The 14466-nt window shown below is 63.4% G+C and carries 15 protein-coding genes; 6 read left to right on the forward strand and 9 right to left on the reverse strand.

Annotated features, from left to right (window positions below; all coding sequences use genetic code 11):
* The first annotated feature begins 91 nt into the window (after positions 1–91).
* A complete protein-coding gene (locus CN933_RS19165) occupies positions 92–874 on the forward strand; it encodes a lysophospholipid acyltransferase family protein (protein ID WP_018096912.1) in 783 nt (260 codons plus the stop codon).
* Positions 875–881: 7 nt separating this feature from the next.
* On the opposite strand, the gene CN933_RS19170 is transcribed toward CN933_RS19165, so the two are convergent.
* On the reverse strand, positions 882–1436 hold the full coding sequence (locus tag CN933_RS19170; protein ID WP_018096911.1) for a gamma-glutamylcyclotransferase: 555 nt from the start codon (positions 1434–1436) through the stop codon (positions 882–884).
* A gap of 304 nt (positions 1437–1740) precedes the next feature.
* Here CN933_RS19170 and CN933_RS19175 point away from each other — a divergent pair, with 304 nt between their 5' ends.
* Positions 1741–2754, forward strand: coding sequence for a DUF2125 domain-containing protein (locus tag CN933_RS19175; RefSeq protein WP_018096910.1), 1014 nt, complete (start codon positions 1741–1743; stop codon positions 2752–2754).
* 33 nt (positions 2755–2787) lie between these two features.
* Here CN933_RS19175 and CN933_RS19180 read toward each other — a convergent pair whose 3' ends face one another.
* The 3 genes from CN933_RS19180 to CN933_RS19190 all read right to left on the reverse strand — a co-directional run bounded on the left by CN933_RS19180 (position 2788) and on the right by CN933_RS19190 (position 5703).
* A complete protein-coding gene (locus tag CN933_RS19180) occupies positions 2788–3714 on the reverse strand; it encodes a prephenate/arogenate dehydrogenase family protein (protein WP_018096909.1) in 927 nt (308 codons plus the stop codon).
* Positions 3711–4817 carry a histidinol-phosphate transaminase gene (gene hisC / locus CN933_RS19185; protein WP_018096908.1) on the reverse strand — a complete coding sequence of 369 codons (1107 nt, stop codon included), beginning with the start codon at positions 4815–4817 and terminating at the stop codon, positions 3711–3713. The genes CN933_RS19180 and hisC overlap by 4 nt, the downstream gene beginning before the upstream one ends.
* 121 nt (positions 4818–4938) lie before the next feature.
* Complete coding sequence (locus tag CN933_RS19190) at positions 4939–5703, reverse strand: class I SAM-dependent methyltransferase (protein ID WP_010970111.1); 765 nt, start codon at positions 5701–5703, stop codon at positions 4939–4941.
* A 101-nt stretch (positions 5704–5804) separates the two neighbouring features.
* On the opposite strand from CN933_RS19190, the gene gloB reads away from it, so the two are divergent.
* Both gloB and CN933_RS19200 read left to right on the forward strand, forming a co-directional pair.
* Entirely contained in the window at positions 5805–6575 is a 771-nt protein-coding gene (gloB, locus tag CN933_RS19195; RefSeq protein ID WP_018096907.1) for a hydroxyacylglutathione hydrolase, read from the forward strand.
* Positions 6576–7016 (forward strand): cupin domain-containing protein, encoded by a 441-nt coding sequence (locus tag CN933_RS19200; protein ID WP_018096906.1) that lies wholly within the window; start codon positions 6576–6578, stop codon positions 7014–7016.
* A 3-nt stretch (positions 7017–7019) separates the two neighbouring features.
* Here the strand turns inward: CN933_RS19200 and yddG are convergent, their stop codons facing one another.
* Positions 7020–7907 carry an aromatic amino acid exporter YddG gene (yddG, locus tag CN933_RS19205; protein ID WP_018096905.1) on the reverse strand — a complete coding sequence of 296 codons (888 nt, stop codon included), beginning with the start codon at positions 7905–7907 and terminating at the stop codon, positions 7020–7022.
* Between the two features lie 215 nt (positions 7908–8122).
* Complete coding sequence (locus CN933_RS19210) at positions 8123–8914, reverse strand: DUF3108 domain-containing protein (protein WP_018096904.1); 792 nt, start codon at positions 8912–8914, stop codon at positions 8123–8125.
* A gap of 411 nt (positions 8915–9325) precedes the next feature.
* Here CN933_RS19210 and rpmB point away from each other — a divergent pair, with 411 nt between their 5' ends.
* Together rpmB and CN933_RS19220 are read left to right on the forward strand one after the other, a co-directional pair.
* Positions 9326–9616: a 50S ribosomal protein L28 gene (gene rpmB / locus CN933_RS19215; protein WP_003527451.1), complete on the forward strand. Its 291-nt coding sequence runs from the start codon at positions 9326–9328 to the stop codon at positions 9614–9616.
* Between the two features lie 135 nt (positions 9617–9751).
* Positions 9752–10390 (forward strand): VUT family protein, encoded by a 639-nt coding sequence (locus tag CN933_RS19220; RefSeq protein ID WP_018096903.1) that lies wholly within the window; start codon positions 9752–9754, stop codon positions 10388–10390.
* A gap of 73 nt (positions 10391–10463) precedes the next feature.
* On the opposite strand, the gene CN933_RS19225 is transcribed toward CN933_RS19220, so the two are convergent.
* From CN933_RS19225 to cobS, 3 genes are read right to left on the reverse strand one after another with little or no spacing between them, the layout of a single operon-like run.
* A complete protein-coding gene (locus CN933_RS19225) occupies positions 10464–11456 on the reverse strand; it encodes an esterase-like activity of phytase family protein (protein ID WP_018096902.1) in 993 nt (330 codons plus the stop codon).
* 40 nt (positions 11457–11496) lie between these two features.
* Positions 11497–13392, reverse strand: a complete 1896-nt coding sequence (cobT, locus tag CN933_RS19230) for a cobaltochelatase subunit CobT (RefSeq protein WP_018096901.1) — start codon at positions 13390–13392, stop codon at positions 11497–11499.
* Positions 13393–13441: 49 nt separating this feature from the next.
* Entirely contained in the window at positions 13442–14437 is a 996-nt protein-coding gene (gene cobS, locus CN933_RS19235; RefSeq protein WP_003527456.1) for a cobaltochelatase subunit CobS, read from the reverse strand.
* Between the last annotated feature and the right edge of the window lie 29 nt (positions 14438–14466).

A 14466-nucleotide genomic window follows, 5' to 3' on the forward strand; every position in this document is an offset into this window, starting at 1 on the left:
AAAGGCGCTCCCGTCGCGAGGCTGTTTTCCTCCGCCGCATATTCGTGTAGGCAGCGTGGCGCACCCGCACCCGCACCCGAGAGTCTGCCTGATGATCATCCTGCGTTCGATCCTCTTCAATCTGGTCTTCTACGTTAACCTGATCGTGCAGATGATCGTGCTGACGCCGTTCTATTTCCTTGTGCCGCGCAAGACGGCCTGGTTCGTGCCCAAGAACTGGGCGCGCAGCAACCATTGGCTGCTCGCGAAGATCGTCGGTACGACCTTCGAGATCGAGGGCCTCGAGAACATTCCGAAGGGCGCCTACATCTTCGCGCCGAAGCATCAGTCCTTCTGGGATGCCTATGCGCTTCTGCCCTGGCTCGACGATCCCTTCTATATTCTCAAGCGGGAACTCACCTGGATACCTCTGTTCGGCTGGTACATCGTCAAGCAGCGCATGGTTCCGGTGAACCGCGCCGCGCGCGGCAAGGCGATGACAGAGGTCATGGACCGCACGAAAAACGAGATGGCGACCGGGCGTCAGTTGATCATCTATCCCGAGGGGACGCGCCGCCCGCCAGGCGCACCGCCGGAGTACAAATACGGCATTGCCCGGCTCTATCGGGATCTCCAGGTGCCGGTGGTTCCCGTCGCGATGCATCCGGGGCTGTTCTGGCCGCGGCGCAAGTTCCTCCGTTTCCCTGGCCACTTCAAGGTGCGTGTCCTCCCGCCGATCGAGGCCGGGCTGGATCCGGACGCATTCCTGGCGAAGCTGGTGGAAGTTACCGAGGCTGCGAGCGACGACCTCCTCATCGAAACCGTGCGGGCCAATCCGCACCTGCCGTTGCCGCCCACCGCTGAACAGCGGCTCAGCGAACTCGGGGCACGGTAGCCTCCCTTCAGGCCCGGACGGACGCAGCTCCGCCGGCCGTCAACTTCGCGGCAACTTCCTCCAGCCAATGGTCGCGGATCCCCATTTCGCGAAGATGTTCGAGCGTATTGAGAACGTATTCGCTGTTCGGCCCGGACTTGCCGGCGGCGACGGCGACCGTCGCGGCCGCCTCCTCCGCGCTCAGCGCACCGGCATACTGGACATGGCAGCGGTCGATCACATAGGTCAGCGCGGGCACGCGGTGTCCGCTGGAAAGTTGCACCGGCATGATCCTTTCCTTGTAGACATGCGTGACCAGCTCGCGTTCACGCAGGTAGTCGATCACCTCCGCCTTTTGCGCAGGCGCCACGCGGAATGCCGTCCCGATGCAGGAGCCGCCATAGTCGAGCCCGAGCACCAGGCCGGGGTGCCGTTCGGTCCCGCGGTGAACCCAGGAGCGCACGCAGAGGGATCGGCGGTAGCCGAAAGCGCGCGCCGTCAGCTTCTCCTCGAAGCGAAAGCCCGGATTCCACATCAACGACCCGTAGCCAAAGACCCAAAATTCGTCCATATCCGCTGCCATTCAATCATGCCGCCGGCCGGCCACCGAATCAGTCTACCGAATCAGTGTTCGACGCTCCTGCGGCGTACCGAAATTTTTATTGCATAATTCCTGGGACCGTACCGGTCGAAGGACAAAATTGTGCAGCAATTCTCTTGCAATCGATCTGGTCGCGCCGATAGCCCGTGTCGCGATTGCGGATGAAGGTTAGTTCGCCGCATGGGAGTCGGCCACCCGAAAGGAGGCTCCCGGCGGCAAGAGCGAGATGAGGTTCAGGTCGACCCGACCTGAAACCGTCGTGATCTAGTGTGGAGTACCCGACAACATGACTGTGACCGCCGTCGCCAAGCCATCGCCTACCGGCAGGAAGTTCTTGTGGCTGGCAGCAGGTATCGTGTTCGTGATCGGCCTTTATTCCGCCGGTTGGTTTCTCGCCGCCGACCAGATCCAAAGGCGGCTGACCGCCTATCTGACGAAGGGGCAGGCGATCGGCTTCAGCGGCGAATGCGCCGAGATGGAGGTTCGTGGCTTTCCCTTCCGCCTCGGTTTGTTCTGCGACAAGGTTCGCCTCGACGATACGCGCCGCGGCGCCTCCGCGTCCTTCGGCGCCCTGCGAACGGCGGCGCAGGTCTATCAACCCGGGCGTGCGGTCCTCGAGCTCGACGGCCCCGCCGAAATCCGTGTTTCTCCCGGCGTCACCGTTTCCGCCGACTGGACGCTGCTCCGAGCGAGTGTCGCGGCGACCCTCTCCGGCATCGACCGGACCTCGGTGGCCTACGACAATCTGACCGGCACCGCGCGCTCTCCCCTGACGGGCGAAGGCCTCGGCTTCGGCGCCAGCCATGGCGAGCTCCATCTGCGCCAGAACGACGGTAACCTGGACGCGGCACTCAGCATCGAAAAGCTCGACCTGCGTCCGGACCAGGGACCCAGTCTTGCCGCACCGGCCGATGTCGCAATCGCCCTGACCGTTATGGACAAGGCAGAATGGCTTCAGGCGGGCGCTTTGCCGCCCCATATGCTCCGCGGCACCAGAGGCGAGTTGCGGCAATTAACACTCGATGCCGGCTCCGGAATGAGCGCAAAACTCACCGGGCCCTTTTCGGTGAATGATCAGGGGCTGATTTCGGGGGAATTCTCTCTCACGCTTGCGAATATCGACGCCTGGCGGGAAAACTTCGTGAAGATCGCTCCGGACGAAACCGACCTGATCGACAACGTCGCCAACATGTTGAAGGCGCTTGCCGGCGGCAAGAACGAAGCGACGGTCAAACTGAACGTCCGTGACGGGACCGCCTTTCTCGCCTTCGTTCCGATCGGTATGCTGCCGGCTCTGTGAGCGACGGTCTTCGCAGCCGACTTCCCCCGCAGCCTACTTCTGATCCATCGCGTGCCGGCCGAAATCGGGCATGGCGGTGTCCTGACCGGCCTGAACGATCGATCGGCGTATCGCCCGCGTGCGGGTGAAGAGATCGAAGAGCTTGTCGCCGTCGCCCCAGCGGATCGCGCGTTGCAGAGAGGCGAGATCCTCGGAGAAGCGGGCGAGCATTTCCAGGATCGCGTCCTTGTTGTGCAGGCAGACGTCGCGCCACATAGTCGGGTCCGAAGCGGCAAGGCGGGTGAAGTCACGGAACCCCGAGGCCGAGTATTTGATCACTTCGGACTCGGTCACCGTTTCCAGATCGTCCGCGGTGCCGACAATGTTGTAGGCGATGATATGCGGGAGATGCGAAACGATCGCCAGCACCTTGTCATGATGTTCCGGATCCATCTCGTCGACCATCGATCCGAGCGTTTCCCAGAACAGCCTGAGCCTGGCGACCGCGTCTTCGTCCGTGCCGGCCGGCGGCGTCAGAATGCACCAGCGCCCGCGGAAGAGGCCCGCAAAGCCGGCATCCGGGCCGGAATGCTCGGTACCCGCAATCGGGTGACCGGGCACGAAATGGACGTCCTTGGACAGGTGCGGCGCCATCTGCGCGATGACCGATCCTTTGGTCGAACCGACATCGGTGACGATCGCACCGGGTTTCAGATGGGCTGCGATCTCGGCGGCGACTGCGCCGGATGCCCCCACAGGCACCGACACGATGACGAGATCCGCGCCCTCGACAGCCTCGGCCGCCGAAAGCGTGTAGCGGTCGCCGAGGCCCAGCTCGCCGGCGCGCTTCAGCGTCGCTTCGCTGCGCGTCGTGACCACGATCGTACCGGCGAGCTGCTTCTCGCGAATGTCCCGGGCGATGGACGATCCGATCAGGCCGATGCCGATGAGGGCGATGGTTTCGAACTGCTGAGCCATCATTTCCGTCCCATGAATTCAGTCAGTGCCGCGACCACGCCCTCATTCGCTTCTTCCGAGCCGATCGTCATTCTCAGCGCATTGGGGAAACCGTAGGCGCCGACGGCGCGCAGGATGAAGCCGCGGCTCGTCAGATAGGCATCCGCGTCGCTGGCCGACATGCCCGCTTCCTCAGGGAAGTGAATCAGCACGAAATTGGTGACCGAGGGGGTGACGCGCAGGCCGATATCCGTCAGTGCCTGACCGACCTTTGCCAGGCAGGTGTGATTGTGGTCAGCCGCCGCGGCAACGAAGGCCTGATCGCGGATCGCCGCGGCACCGGCGGCGATCGCGGGCGCGTTGAGATTGAAGGGACCGCGGACGCGGTCCAATGCCTCCACCACGCCGCGCGGCGCGTACATCCAGCCGATGCGCAGACCGGCAAGGCCGTAGATCTTCGAAAAGGTTCGGGTCATCACCACGTTGCGGTTGGACGAAACGAGCTCCAGTCCCGCCTCGTAGTCGTTGCGCCGTACATATTCCGCATAGGCCGCATCGAGCACCAGCAGGACGCCGGCGGGCAGGCCCGCATGCAGACGCCGGACCTCCTCGACGGGGATATAGGTGCCGGTCGGATTTGCCGGATTGGCGATGAAGACGATCTTCGTCCGCTCGGTCACGGCCGCGAGTATCGCATCGACATCGACGCGCTCCTCCCTCTCCTTGACCGTGACGGGTATCCCGCCCGACGCGGTGATCTGGATCCTGTAGACGAGAAAACCGTGTTCGGTGACGATCCCCTCGTCGCCGGGGCCGAGATAGGTATGGCAGAGAAGACCGAGCAGTTCGTCCGACCCGTTGCCGCAAAGGATGTTCGCGGGGTTGAGCCCGTGAACCGCCGCGATCGCTTCCTTGAGCGCATTCGCCTGACCGTCCGGGTAGCGTTCGAGATTGAAAGCCGCCTTCTGGAAAGCTTCGATCGCGCGAGGGCTCGCGCCGAGCGGCGTTTCGTTCGACGACAGCTTGTGAACCTTTGCGGCGCCGGGCGCATGTTCCTTGCCAGGCACATAGGCGGCGATGTCCAGGATGCCGGAACGCGGCGCAGGGCTTTTCAGGGCAAGATTCATCGGACCAGCTTTCACGGGAAGAATGCGGTCCAGCCAATACCGGGGACGGTGATATTTGTCGAGTGCGACGTGACGGCCGGTGCGGCAGGAGGCAAAGGGGTGACGGGCAGCAGACTGCGACCTACGGCGCTTTCGTTGCCCGACTGCGCGTGCTGGGCACGCCCCGCGGAGCCAGCACCGGGACGAAGACGCGGCGCGAGGCGCGTGCGGCCACCGGCAGGCCCTGATAAAGCCGCTTCTGCGCCTCGACGATGATCACCCCCGAAAAGACCGGCCAGAGCGATCGCCCGAACCGTTCCAGACCGTGGCGCAGCCGAAGGGCAAGCTTGCGCTTCGAGGGCGGAAAGAAGAGCGCCTCCGTCGTGGCGCCGGGCGTGAAGTTGGTCTCGCGCAAGAGCGCCGTCAGCTGCCCGCGGGAATAGGGCCGCCCCGAGCCGAAAGGCGTGTGCTCCATCTGTGCCCAGACGCCGCGGCGATTCGGTACCACGATGATCAGACGTCCGCCGGGCGCCAGCACGCGCCAGATCTCCTTCATCGTTTCGCGCGGGCTTTCGGCAAATTCCAGGGAATGGACCATCAATACGCGATCGATCGAGGCATCCGGCAGCGGCAATTCCTCGTCGAAGACCAGTGCCGTCGAGGACAGGTCTGCGACCGGCCAGTTCACCGCACCCTGCCCGGCCGGCATGAAGGCGAATGTCCGCTCCGTATCGGCACGGAAGCGCTCGAGATAGGGCACCGCATAGCCGAGCCCAAGGAGCCTTTCCTCGGGCAGGCGTGCCCAGATGGAAGCAAGGGCTGAGCTCACCGACTGTTCCGCCATGCGGCCGAGCTCGGAGTGATAGAATTGGCGGAGATCGACGATATCAGTGTGCATGGGCAACATGTTAGACTCCAAGCGGTAGACTTCAAGGCGAGCCTCGCTACATTCGAACCGAGCGGGACTCGCCGCTTTCCGATGCCCCACACCGATCGGAGGACCAAAACATGGCCGCGCTCGAACTCGATCTCTTCCTCTGCCGCACCGACAATTACGGTGTGCTCCTCCACGACCGGATTAGCGGCGCTACGGCATCGATCGATGCACCGGAGGAGCGGCCGATCCTCGACGCGCTCGAACGGCGCGGATGGCAGTTGACGCATATCCTCACCACGCATCACCACGGTGACCATGTGGCTGCGAATGCCAGCCTGAAGGAACGCTTCGGCCTCACCATCATCGGGCCGAAGAACGAAGCGTCGAAGATCCCCGGCATAGACAGATCCGTGGGACATGGCGAACGCTTCGACTTCGCCGGCCATCCGGTCGATGTAATCGAAACGCCGGGGCACACGTCCGGCCACGTCTGCTACCATTTGCCCGAGGACAGGCTGCTTTTCGCCGCCGATACGCTTTTCGCGCTCGGATGCGGCCGTCTCTTCGAGGGAACGGCCGAAACGATGTGGCAATCGCTGAGCCGGCTGATGGCGCTTCCCGACGACACGGCCATCTATTTCGGCCATGAATACACCCTTGCCAACGCCCATTTCGCCGTCACGGTCGATCCGGAAAATACGGCCTTGAAGGAGCGTGCGGCCGAGATCGAGGAGACCCGCTCAGATGGCGGCTTCACCGCGCCGACGACGATGGGCCTCGAAAAGCGGACAAACCCGTTCCTGCGCGCCGGCGATCCGAAGATCCGCGCGCTGCTCGGCATGGAAAAGGCGAGCGATGCCGCCGTCTTCGCGGAAATACGAAAGCGCAAGGACAATTTCTAAATGGCGACTCGGGAAATGACGGCGGCGGCTATCATTGAAACGCTGGGTCTCGCCCGGCATCCGGAAGGCGGCTGGTACGGGGAGACGTTCCGCGATGCCAATGGTGGCGCGCGTGGCCACTCGACGGCCATCTACTACCTTCTCGAACGGGGCGACCGGTCGCATTGGCACCGGGTCCACGATGCCGCCGAGGTCTGGCACTACTACGCCGGCGCGCCGCTCGCGCTCAGCATCGCCGAGCCGGGCAGGCCCGCTTCGCAGACCCGGCTCGGTCCCGACCTGCTCGGCGGGGAAAGGCCGCAACAGGTCGTGCCCGCCGGCTGGTGGCAATCCGCCACTTCGCTTGGGGAGTGGACGCTCGTCGGTTGCACCGTCGCACCCGGCTTCGACTTCGCCGCCTTCGAGATGGCTCACCCCGATTGGCGGCCGGCCGAGGAGTGAGTTCTACTCCGCCGGTAACGTGACCCTGCCCTTTCGGAAGATCATGTCCTTTGCCGCAAGCACGGCGCCGCCCGTCACCAGCAGGCAGGCAGCCACGATCCGCCAGGACGGCTCGGCAAAGCCGAACAGAATGAGGATCAGGGTCGAAAGCACCGGCGCCGCATAGCTTGCGACGCCCAGGAATTGGATGTCGCCGTTCTTCACGCCGTAGTCCCAGGCATAGAATGCGGCACCGACCGGCAACAGGCCGAGCCCCGCCACGGCGAGCCACTCGAAGGTGGTTTCAGGCCAGACCGTCGTTTCGAGTCCGAGATGGCAGAGGAAGGACAGGGCGGACGTCGCAAGGCAGAAACCGGTCACGACATCGGTGGATACCGCGTCGAAGCGGCGCGTGATCAGCGAATAGCCGGACCAGGTAAAGGCGCAGAGGAATGCTGCGCCGTAACCGAGTGCATAGGCGTCATCGAAGGCGATGCCGTTGCGCGCAACGATCAGGATCGTTCCGACGAGCCCCGCAAGGGCGCCTGCAACATGATGCCAGCGAAGCTTCTCGCCCGGCAGCAGCGCCGAGCCGACAACGATGAAGAGCGGCCAGAGATAGGCGATGAGCCCCGCCTCCACGGCCGGCGCATTGCGAAGCGCCGTGAAATAAAGAAAGTGGTAGCCGAAGAGACCGGCAATGCCGATGATCCACACCCTTGCCGGCTGCTTCAGAAGTGCGAATCGCTCGGGCTTCGACGCCAGGACGGCGATGCCGGGCAGGCTGCCTATGAGAAAGCAGACGGCGGAGAGTTGGAACGGCGGCATCTTGCCGGATGCGGCAGTAAAGAGCGCCAGCAGCGACCACATGAGGATCGCGGTGAAACCGATCAGCGTTGCCTTGAACTTCATTCCCCCCTCCGCGGCCCTGCTGCATGTTTTTGTCCTTTGATCGTAGCCGATCAAAGGACAAAAACATGCAGCAGATCAACGTGTATACTTCGGCGGACGCGGCCAGCACCCCACCCGAATCCCACTGATCTATCGCGCTTAGGTGATTCCGGAAAGAGGGAGTGCGATTCTCGGAGCCCTGTCAGGAATGGGCCCTGAGAATCCCGCCAGCGGGCTCAATCGCCGAAGCGCGTCGCCGAAACCGTGACCGCTCCGATCTTCGTCGGTATGCGGGCATAGACCGGAGCATAGACGTCCACTCCGTTCGCCTTCGCGTACCAGATCTCCATCGTTCCCAGGCGGCGCAGATATTCGACGTCCTCGCGGCCCTTCCGGTATCCCGCCTTCGGTACGAAGCGGATGCCGCAGACGATCACCTCGCCCTCGAATCCCCTGGTTTTGAAGTTTCGCGTTCCCTTCGGAGACAGTCTTATGTCGAGCCGGGATTCCCCGTCGAAGATCGGCAGCGTGTTGGGGCAGACCCGGGCTTTTGCCGGAATGAGCAGACCGGAAAGCGGGTCCAGCACATTGCGCATGTCCCGGCTCGTGACCGGTACCCAGTTCTTCGGCAGTGGATTACGCTTCGGAACCATGCTTGCGCGCACGACATTGCCGTTTCGGAAGCTCACATTGATGGCGCGGCCCTTCCGGCCGCTGCGGTAGGACATGGAATATTCGCTTGCCCGGAGATGGTCGCGGTCGATTACTCCGGAGACGCGCGTCTGCCCCGTGGTGCGGCTGATGATATCCACGAGGCCCGCCGAATTCAGGGTTCCCGAAATCGTGTAGCGATTCTTTTCGACCTCGGTGTGGAACGATGCGCGCGCCAAAGGCAGGCCGGCGAGCGCGATGCTGTAGTCCGTCTGGTGCGAGACTTCCGCAGCAAGCGAGGCTGTGGAAAACATCATGGCGGCCAGGAGTGCCGGCGCGCGAAAACCAATGCACAACTTCATGCCCGAAAGCCCCATTCTCTCCTGCATGGCCCTGATACCGGACCGGCTCAAACTCCATGCAGCGGTTCACAGTGTTGCAGCGACTTGCCGATCCGAAGACAGCCGGCGCATTTATGTCGCAATCCCCCGGAATGCAGGCGGTTTGCGGCATAAATGCGCCCGCTCGAAATCTGGCGCAGTCCTCATGGAAAAGATAGCGCATCGGCCGCTCTCTTGGAATGCGTCTTGCGCGCCGGAACGGCCGTCCTTATGAGTGCAGAACAGGCCAAATCGCCCCGATCGCTCGGGAATGCAAAGGTTTGACTTGACTGGCGGGCCACCTGTGACTATAGAACCGCGACTTTCCAATAATGGCCAACAGGAACGCGGCCTGGGCTCTAGGCCCGCTACCGCATTGTCCGGCGGCGATAAGAGAATAGGTGTACCATGTCCCGTAGTTGCGAATTGACCGGCAAGGGCGTCCAGTCGGGCAACAATGTCAGCCATGCCAACAACAAGACCAAGCGCAAGTTCCTGCCGAACCTGTGCAACGTCACGCTGATTTCCGATGCTCTCGGCCAGCGCTTCCGCCTGCGCGTTTCCGCTGCGGCTCTCCGTTCGGTCGAACACCGCGGCGGTCTCGACGCCTTCCTGCTGAAGGCCGACGAAAACGAGCTCAGCATGCGCGCCCGCCTGCTGCGTCGTCAGATCGTCAAGAAGGCTGCCGAAGCCGCCTGATAGCGCCGGTACTTCTGCCGAGATCTTGAAGAGGCTTGCGGGTTTGCCCGGCAAGCCTTTTTCTCGTGTCGTCCATCGCCGCGCAAGCACCTGCCTGCGCATCCGTCAACTGGTGGCATAACCCAGGATAAAAAAATGCTGATCAACCGTACGTTCTACCTTTATGTGGCGCTGATGACCTTCGTGGTCGTGGCGTCGAACTTCCTCGTCCAGTATCCGCTCCCCGGTTCGATCGCCGGGATGCAACTGGGCGACCTCCTGACCTGGGGCGCCTTCAGCTATCCCTTCGCCTTCCTCGTCACAGACCTGACCAATCGCCAGTTCGGGCCGCGAATCGCGCGCCGCGTCGTCGTTGCCGGCTTCGCCGTCGCCGTCATGCTCTCCGTTCTTGCCGCGACGCCGCGCATCGCGATCGCCTCCGGTTCAGCCTTCCTGCTCGGCCAGCTTCTGGATATCTCGATCTTCAACCGGCTCAGGCGCCAGACCTGGTGGCAGGCGCCGCTCGCGGGCTCGCTGATCGGTTCGGCCCTCGATACGGCGATGTTCTTCTCTTTCGCCTTCGCCCCGTTCTTCGTGTTCTTGGGTGCGAATGACGGCTTTGCGCTGGAAACCGCGCCCGTTCTCGGCCTGCTCAGCGTCGACGCCCCCCGCTGGATTTCCTGGGCGCTCGGCGATCTCGCGGTGAAGATCCTCTGCGGTATCGTCCTGCTGCTTCCCTATGGCGCACTGATGAGCGTCGTCAAACCCATGCCGGCGGCAAAAGCAACCGCCTGAAACCCTCAGAGCACTTCCGCATGCGGAAGTGCGTGGTTCAAAGCATTGGAGCGGCGGGGCATTCGGCCCCGTTTCACTTGATCAGCCGGAACTCGAGCATCAGGTTTCGCTCGAGGATCGAGTGGTTGTCATCCGAGACCAGGATCAGCCGGATCTCGCCGTCAGGCCACGAGATGACGTCGAGCGCCTCCATATTGTCGATCTGATAGCTCATGTCCGCTTCGAGCATGACGTCGCCGTCGACCACGGCGCCAGGTCGGATTTTCCCCGCGGCGATACGGCGAACACGCATGCCGAGACCGGAGGCGAAATTGAATCGCCGCTCGAGGAGAAGCAGGTCGCCATCCGGCAGAAAGGCGCCGTCGGTTACCGAATAGGGATCCGCGCGCACGACCGTGAAGGCGCCTTTCATCGGCCCCTCCAATATCCCCGCAAAAAGATTGTCCGCCTTGTCGACGCTGCGCTCGGAGACGACCACGGCCGCGCCGCGAAGCGGGCCGTTCTTCGGCGCGATCGCGATCGTCTCGATGCCGCCATTGCTGCGCAGCTCTTCGACGGAGAACGGCAGGGTCATCTGCCCCAGGGGACGCGCCTCGGCGAAGCCGGGAAAAGGATAGATTTCGATGCGTGGCGACTGTTCGAAGCTGACGATCGCCTGACCTTCGCGCAGGGCCAGCCCTTCGGAATCGACCCGCCATTTCTCGAGCTGCGCTTCGCCCGTCGCGTCGGTCATCGGCGTGACCTTGAGATCGGTCAGCCCTTCGAGCCCGCCGGCATCGTCGCGGATGACGGCCCCCTCGACCCAATGGCCGGTGTCCATCACCGCGACGAAGGACTGGCCGTCCGGCAGGAACCGGATCGCCGACAGCGCACCGAACAAAGGGTTGGCCGACGTCATCTCGATGCCGCCCATGAACTCGAGCGCGCCGAAGACCCTTTGATCGGAGCCGACCTTGAACTGGGATATCTGCCGGCTCTTGACCGGAACGATCTCGCGCGCCGGCTCCGCGCGCGCGACAGCAGCCGAAATCAGCAGGAAAAGCACGGCAAAGTTTCGGCAGAACATCTGGAGAATGACCTTACGGGTGGCCGCGGCCGGAAATCCGTTAACCGGCGCGACGTGCTCCGCCCGGGCGGCGGCGCATACTCTCGTCCTCGAAGAGCGCCGCAAGCTGATCCGTCATCGCCCCTGCCAGTTCGTCCGCATCGACGATGGTCACGGCGCGGCGATAGTAGCGCGTGACGTCATGGCCGATGCCGATCGCAAGCAGCTCGACCGGCGAGCGCGTCTCGATCTGCTCGATAACGGCGCGCAGATGCCGCTCGAGGTAATTTCCGGGGTTGACCGACAGGGTGGAATCGTCGACCGGCGCTCCGTCCGAGATCATCATCAGGATGCGTCGCTGTTCGGACCGCGCCAGGAGACGATCATGCGCCCACATCAGCGCCTCGCCGTCGATGTTCTCCTTGAGCAGTCCCTCGCGCATCATCAGGCCGAGATTGCGGCGCGCGCGACGCCAGGGCGCGTCGGCGGACTTGTAGATGATGTGACGCAGGTCGTTGAGGCGGCCCGGCGATTGAGGCTTGCCGCCGGCAAGCCATTTCTCGCGCGATTGTCCGCCCTTCCACGCCTTGGTCGTGAAACCCAGGATTTCGACTTTCACGCCGCAGCGCTCCAGCGTGCGCGCAAGAATATCGGCGCAGGTCGCGGCGACGGTGATCGGGCGGCCGCGCATCGAACCGGAATTGTCGATCAGGAGCGTGACGACCGTGTCGCGGAAGTTCGTGTCCTTCTCGCGTTTGAAGGAGAGCGGCTGCATCGGATCGATGATGATGCGCTGCAGGCGGGCGGAGTCGAGATAGCCCTCTTCGAGATCGAACTCCCAGGAGCGGTTCTGCTGTGCCATCAGGCGGCGCTGCAGGCGGTTTGCGAGGCGTCCGACCGCGCCCTGGAGATGGGCGAGCTGCTTGTCGAGAAAGGCGCGCAACCGATCGAGTTCCGCCTCGTCGCAAAGCTCCTCGGAGGCGATGGTTTCGTCGAACTCCCGGGTATAGACGGAATAATCGACCTTCTCGTTGAAATCCGCGAAGGGATGGTTCGGCCGCTTCACCTCGCCGGGCGTTTCGCTGTCCTCGTCGCTCTCGTCCTGGAGATCGTCGTCGGAAATTTCCGCGCCATCCATCTCGCCTTCTTCCATCTGCTCCTCGGCAGACTGGTTTTCGTCGGCGGGCGCGGCGTCGGAGCCTTCTTCCTCGTCGCTGGCGTTTTCGTCCTGCTCCTGGCTGCGCGGCTGGTCCTCGTCGGTCTCGCTCTCCTGCTCGTCCGGCTCGTTATCGTCCTCGCCGTATTTCTCGGCGACATCCATCGAAGACAGCATGTCGCGCACGACGCGGGCGAAAGCCTGCTGGTCGTTGATCGTACCCGCCAGATTGCGCATGTCGGGACCGGCCTTCTGCTCGATGAAGTCGCGCCAAAGGTCGAGGACCTGACCAGCCGACTCCGGCGGCTTCTCCCCGGTCAATTTCTCGCGCACGAGCAGTGCCACCGCCTCTTCGAGCGGCGCGTCCGCTTGAACGTCGATGGCAGCGAAATTCGCCTTGCTGTATTTCTCCTCGAGCATGGAGGAGAGGTTGCCCGCCACGCCCGGCATCCTGAGTGCGCCGATCGCCTCGACGCGCGCCTGCTCGACCGCATCGAAGATCGCCCGCGCGTCCGCCCCTTGCGGCGACATCGTCGCATGGACCCGAGCATCGTGGCAGGCCTTGCGCAGCGCCATGGAATCGCCGAGGCCGCGCGCCACCGCCAGTTCCTGGCGGGTCGGGCGCTTGGAGAGCTCCGGCAGCCGGATGCGTTCGGCTGTCATTCCGGGCCGCTCATTGGCGAAAGCGACCTCCAGCTCCGCATCGCCGGCGATCGACCGGATGCAGCCGGAAAGCGCCCGCTTGAACGGTTCGGCGGCGTTTTCCCTCGTAGTCGGTTTCGCCTTGGAATTCGAACTCACGACAATTCCTTCTTCAACCGGATCGGCCGTTATGCGAGCACATCGATTTTCAGGCGGTCGCTTCCAGCACGATGTTGGCAGCGCTCTCCTTGAGTTCGACGCCGAAGGCGCGCTGATAATGCTCGGCGACCAGCGCCCGCTCCAGCTCGTCGCACTTGTTGAGGAAGGTCACGCGGAACGCAAAGGCGATGTCGCCGAAGATATAGGCGTTCTCGGCCCAGGTGATGACTGTACGCGGGCTCATGACGGTCGACAGGTCGCCGTTGATGAAGGCGGCACGGGTCAGGTCGGCGACGCGAACCATCTTGGAGACCGTTTCGCGGCCCTTGTCGGCGACGAAACCCTTCACCTTGGCGGAAACGATATCGACTTCCTTGTCGTGCGGCAGGTAATTGAGCGCCGTCACGATCGACCAGCGGTCCATCTGGGCCTGGTTGATCTGCTGCGTACCGTGATAGAGGCCGGTCGTGTCGCCGAGACCGACGGTGTTCGCCGTCGCAAACAATCGGAAGGCCGGATGCGGGCGGATGACGCGGCTCTGGTCGAGCAGCGTCAGGCGGCCGGAGGATTCCAGCACGCGCTGGATCACGAACATGACGTCGGGCCGGCCGGCATCGTATTCGTCGAAGACGAGCGCGACATTGTGCTGATAGGCCCAGGGCAGAATGCCGTCCTTGAACTCGGTCACCTGAAGCCCGTCCTTGACGACGATCGCGTCCTTGCCGACGAGATCGATGCGGCTGACATGGCTGTCGAGGTTGACGCGCACGCATGGCCAGTTGAGCCGCGCCGCGACCTGCTCGATATGGGTCGACTTGCCGGTGCCGTGATATCCGGAAACCATCACGCGCCGGTTGTGGGCGAAGCCGGCGAGAATGGCGAGCGTCGTCTCACGATCGAAGAGGTAGTCCGGGTCGATTTCGGGCACATAGGCATCGCCCTTCGAATAGGCCGGAACGCGCAAATCCGTGTCGATGCCGAAAGCCTCCCGGACAGAGACCGTCGTGTCGGGGAGGTTGGAAATGTCGAGGTCAATCTTGCTCATCATAACTCCAGAGCGGACGCCCGCCGGCA

The sequence above is a fragment of the Sinorhizobium sp. M4_45 genome (genome assembly GCF_002885915.1).
In the GTDB taxonomy this organism is placed as follows: domain Bacteria; phylum Pseudomonadota; class Alphaproteobacteria; order Rhizobiales; family Rhizobiaceae; genus Sinorhizobium; species Sinorhizobium meliloti_A.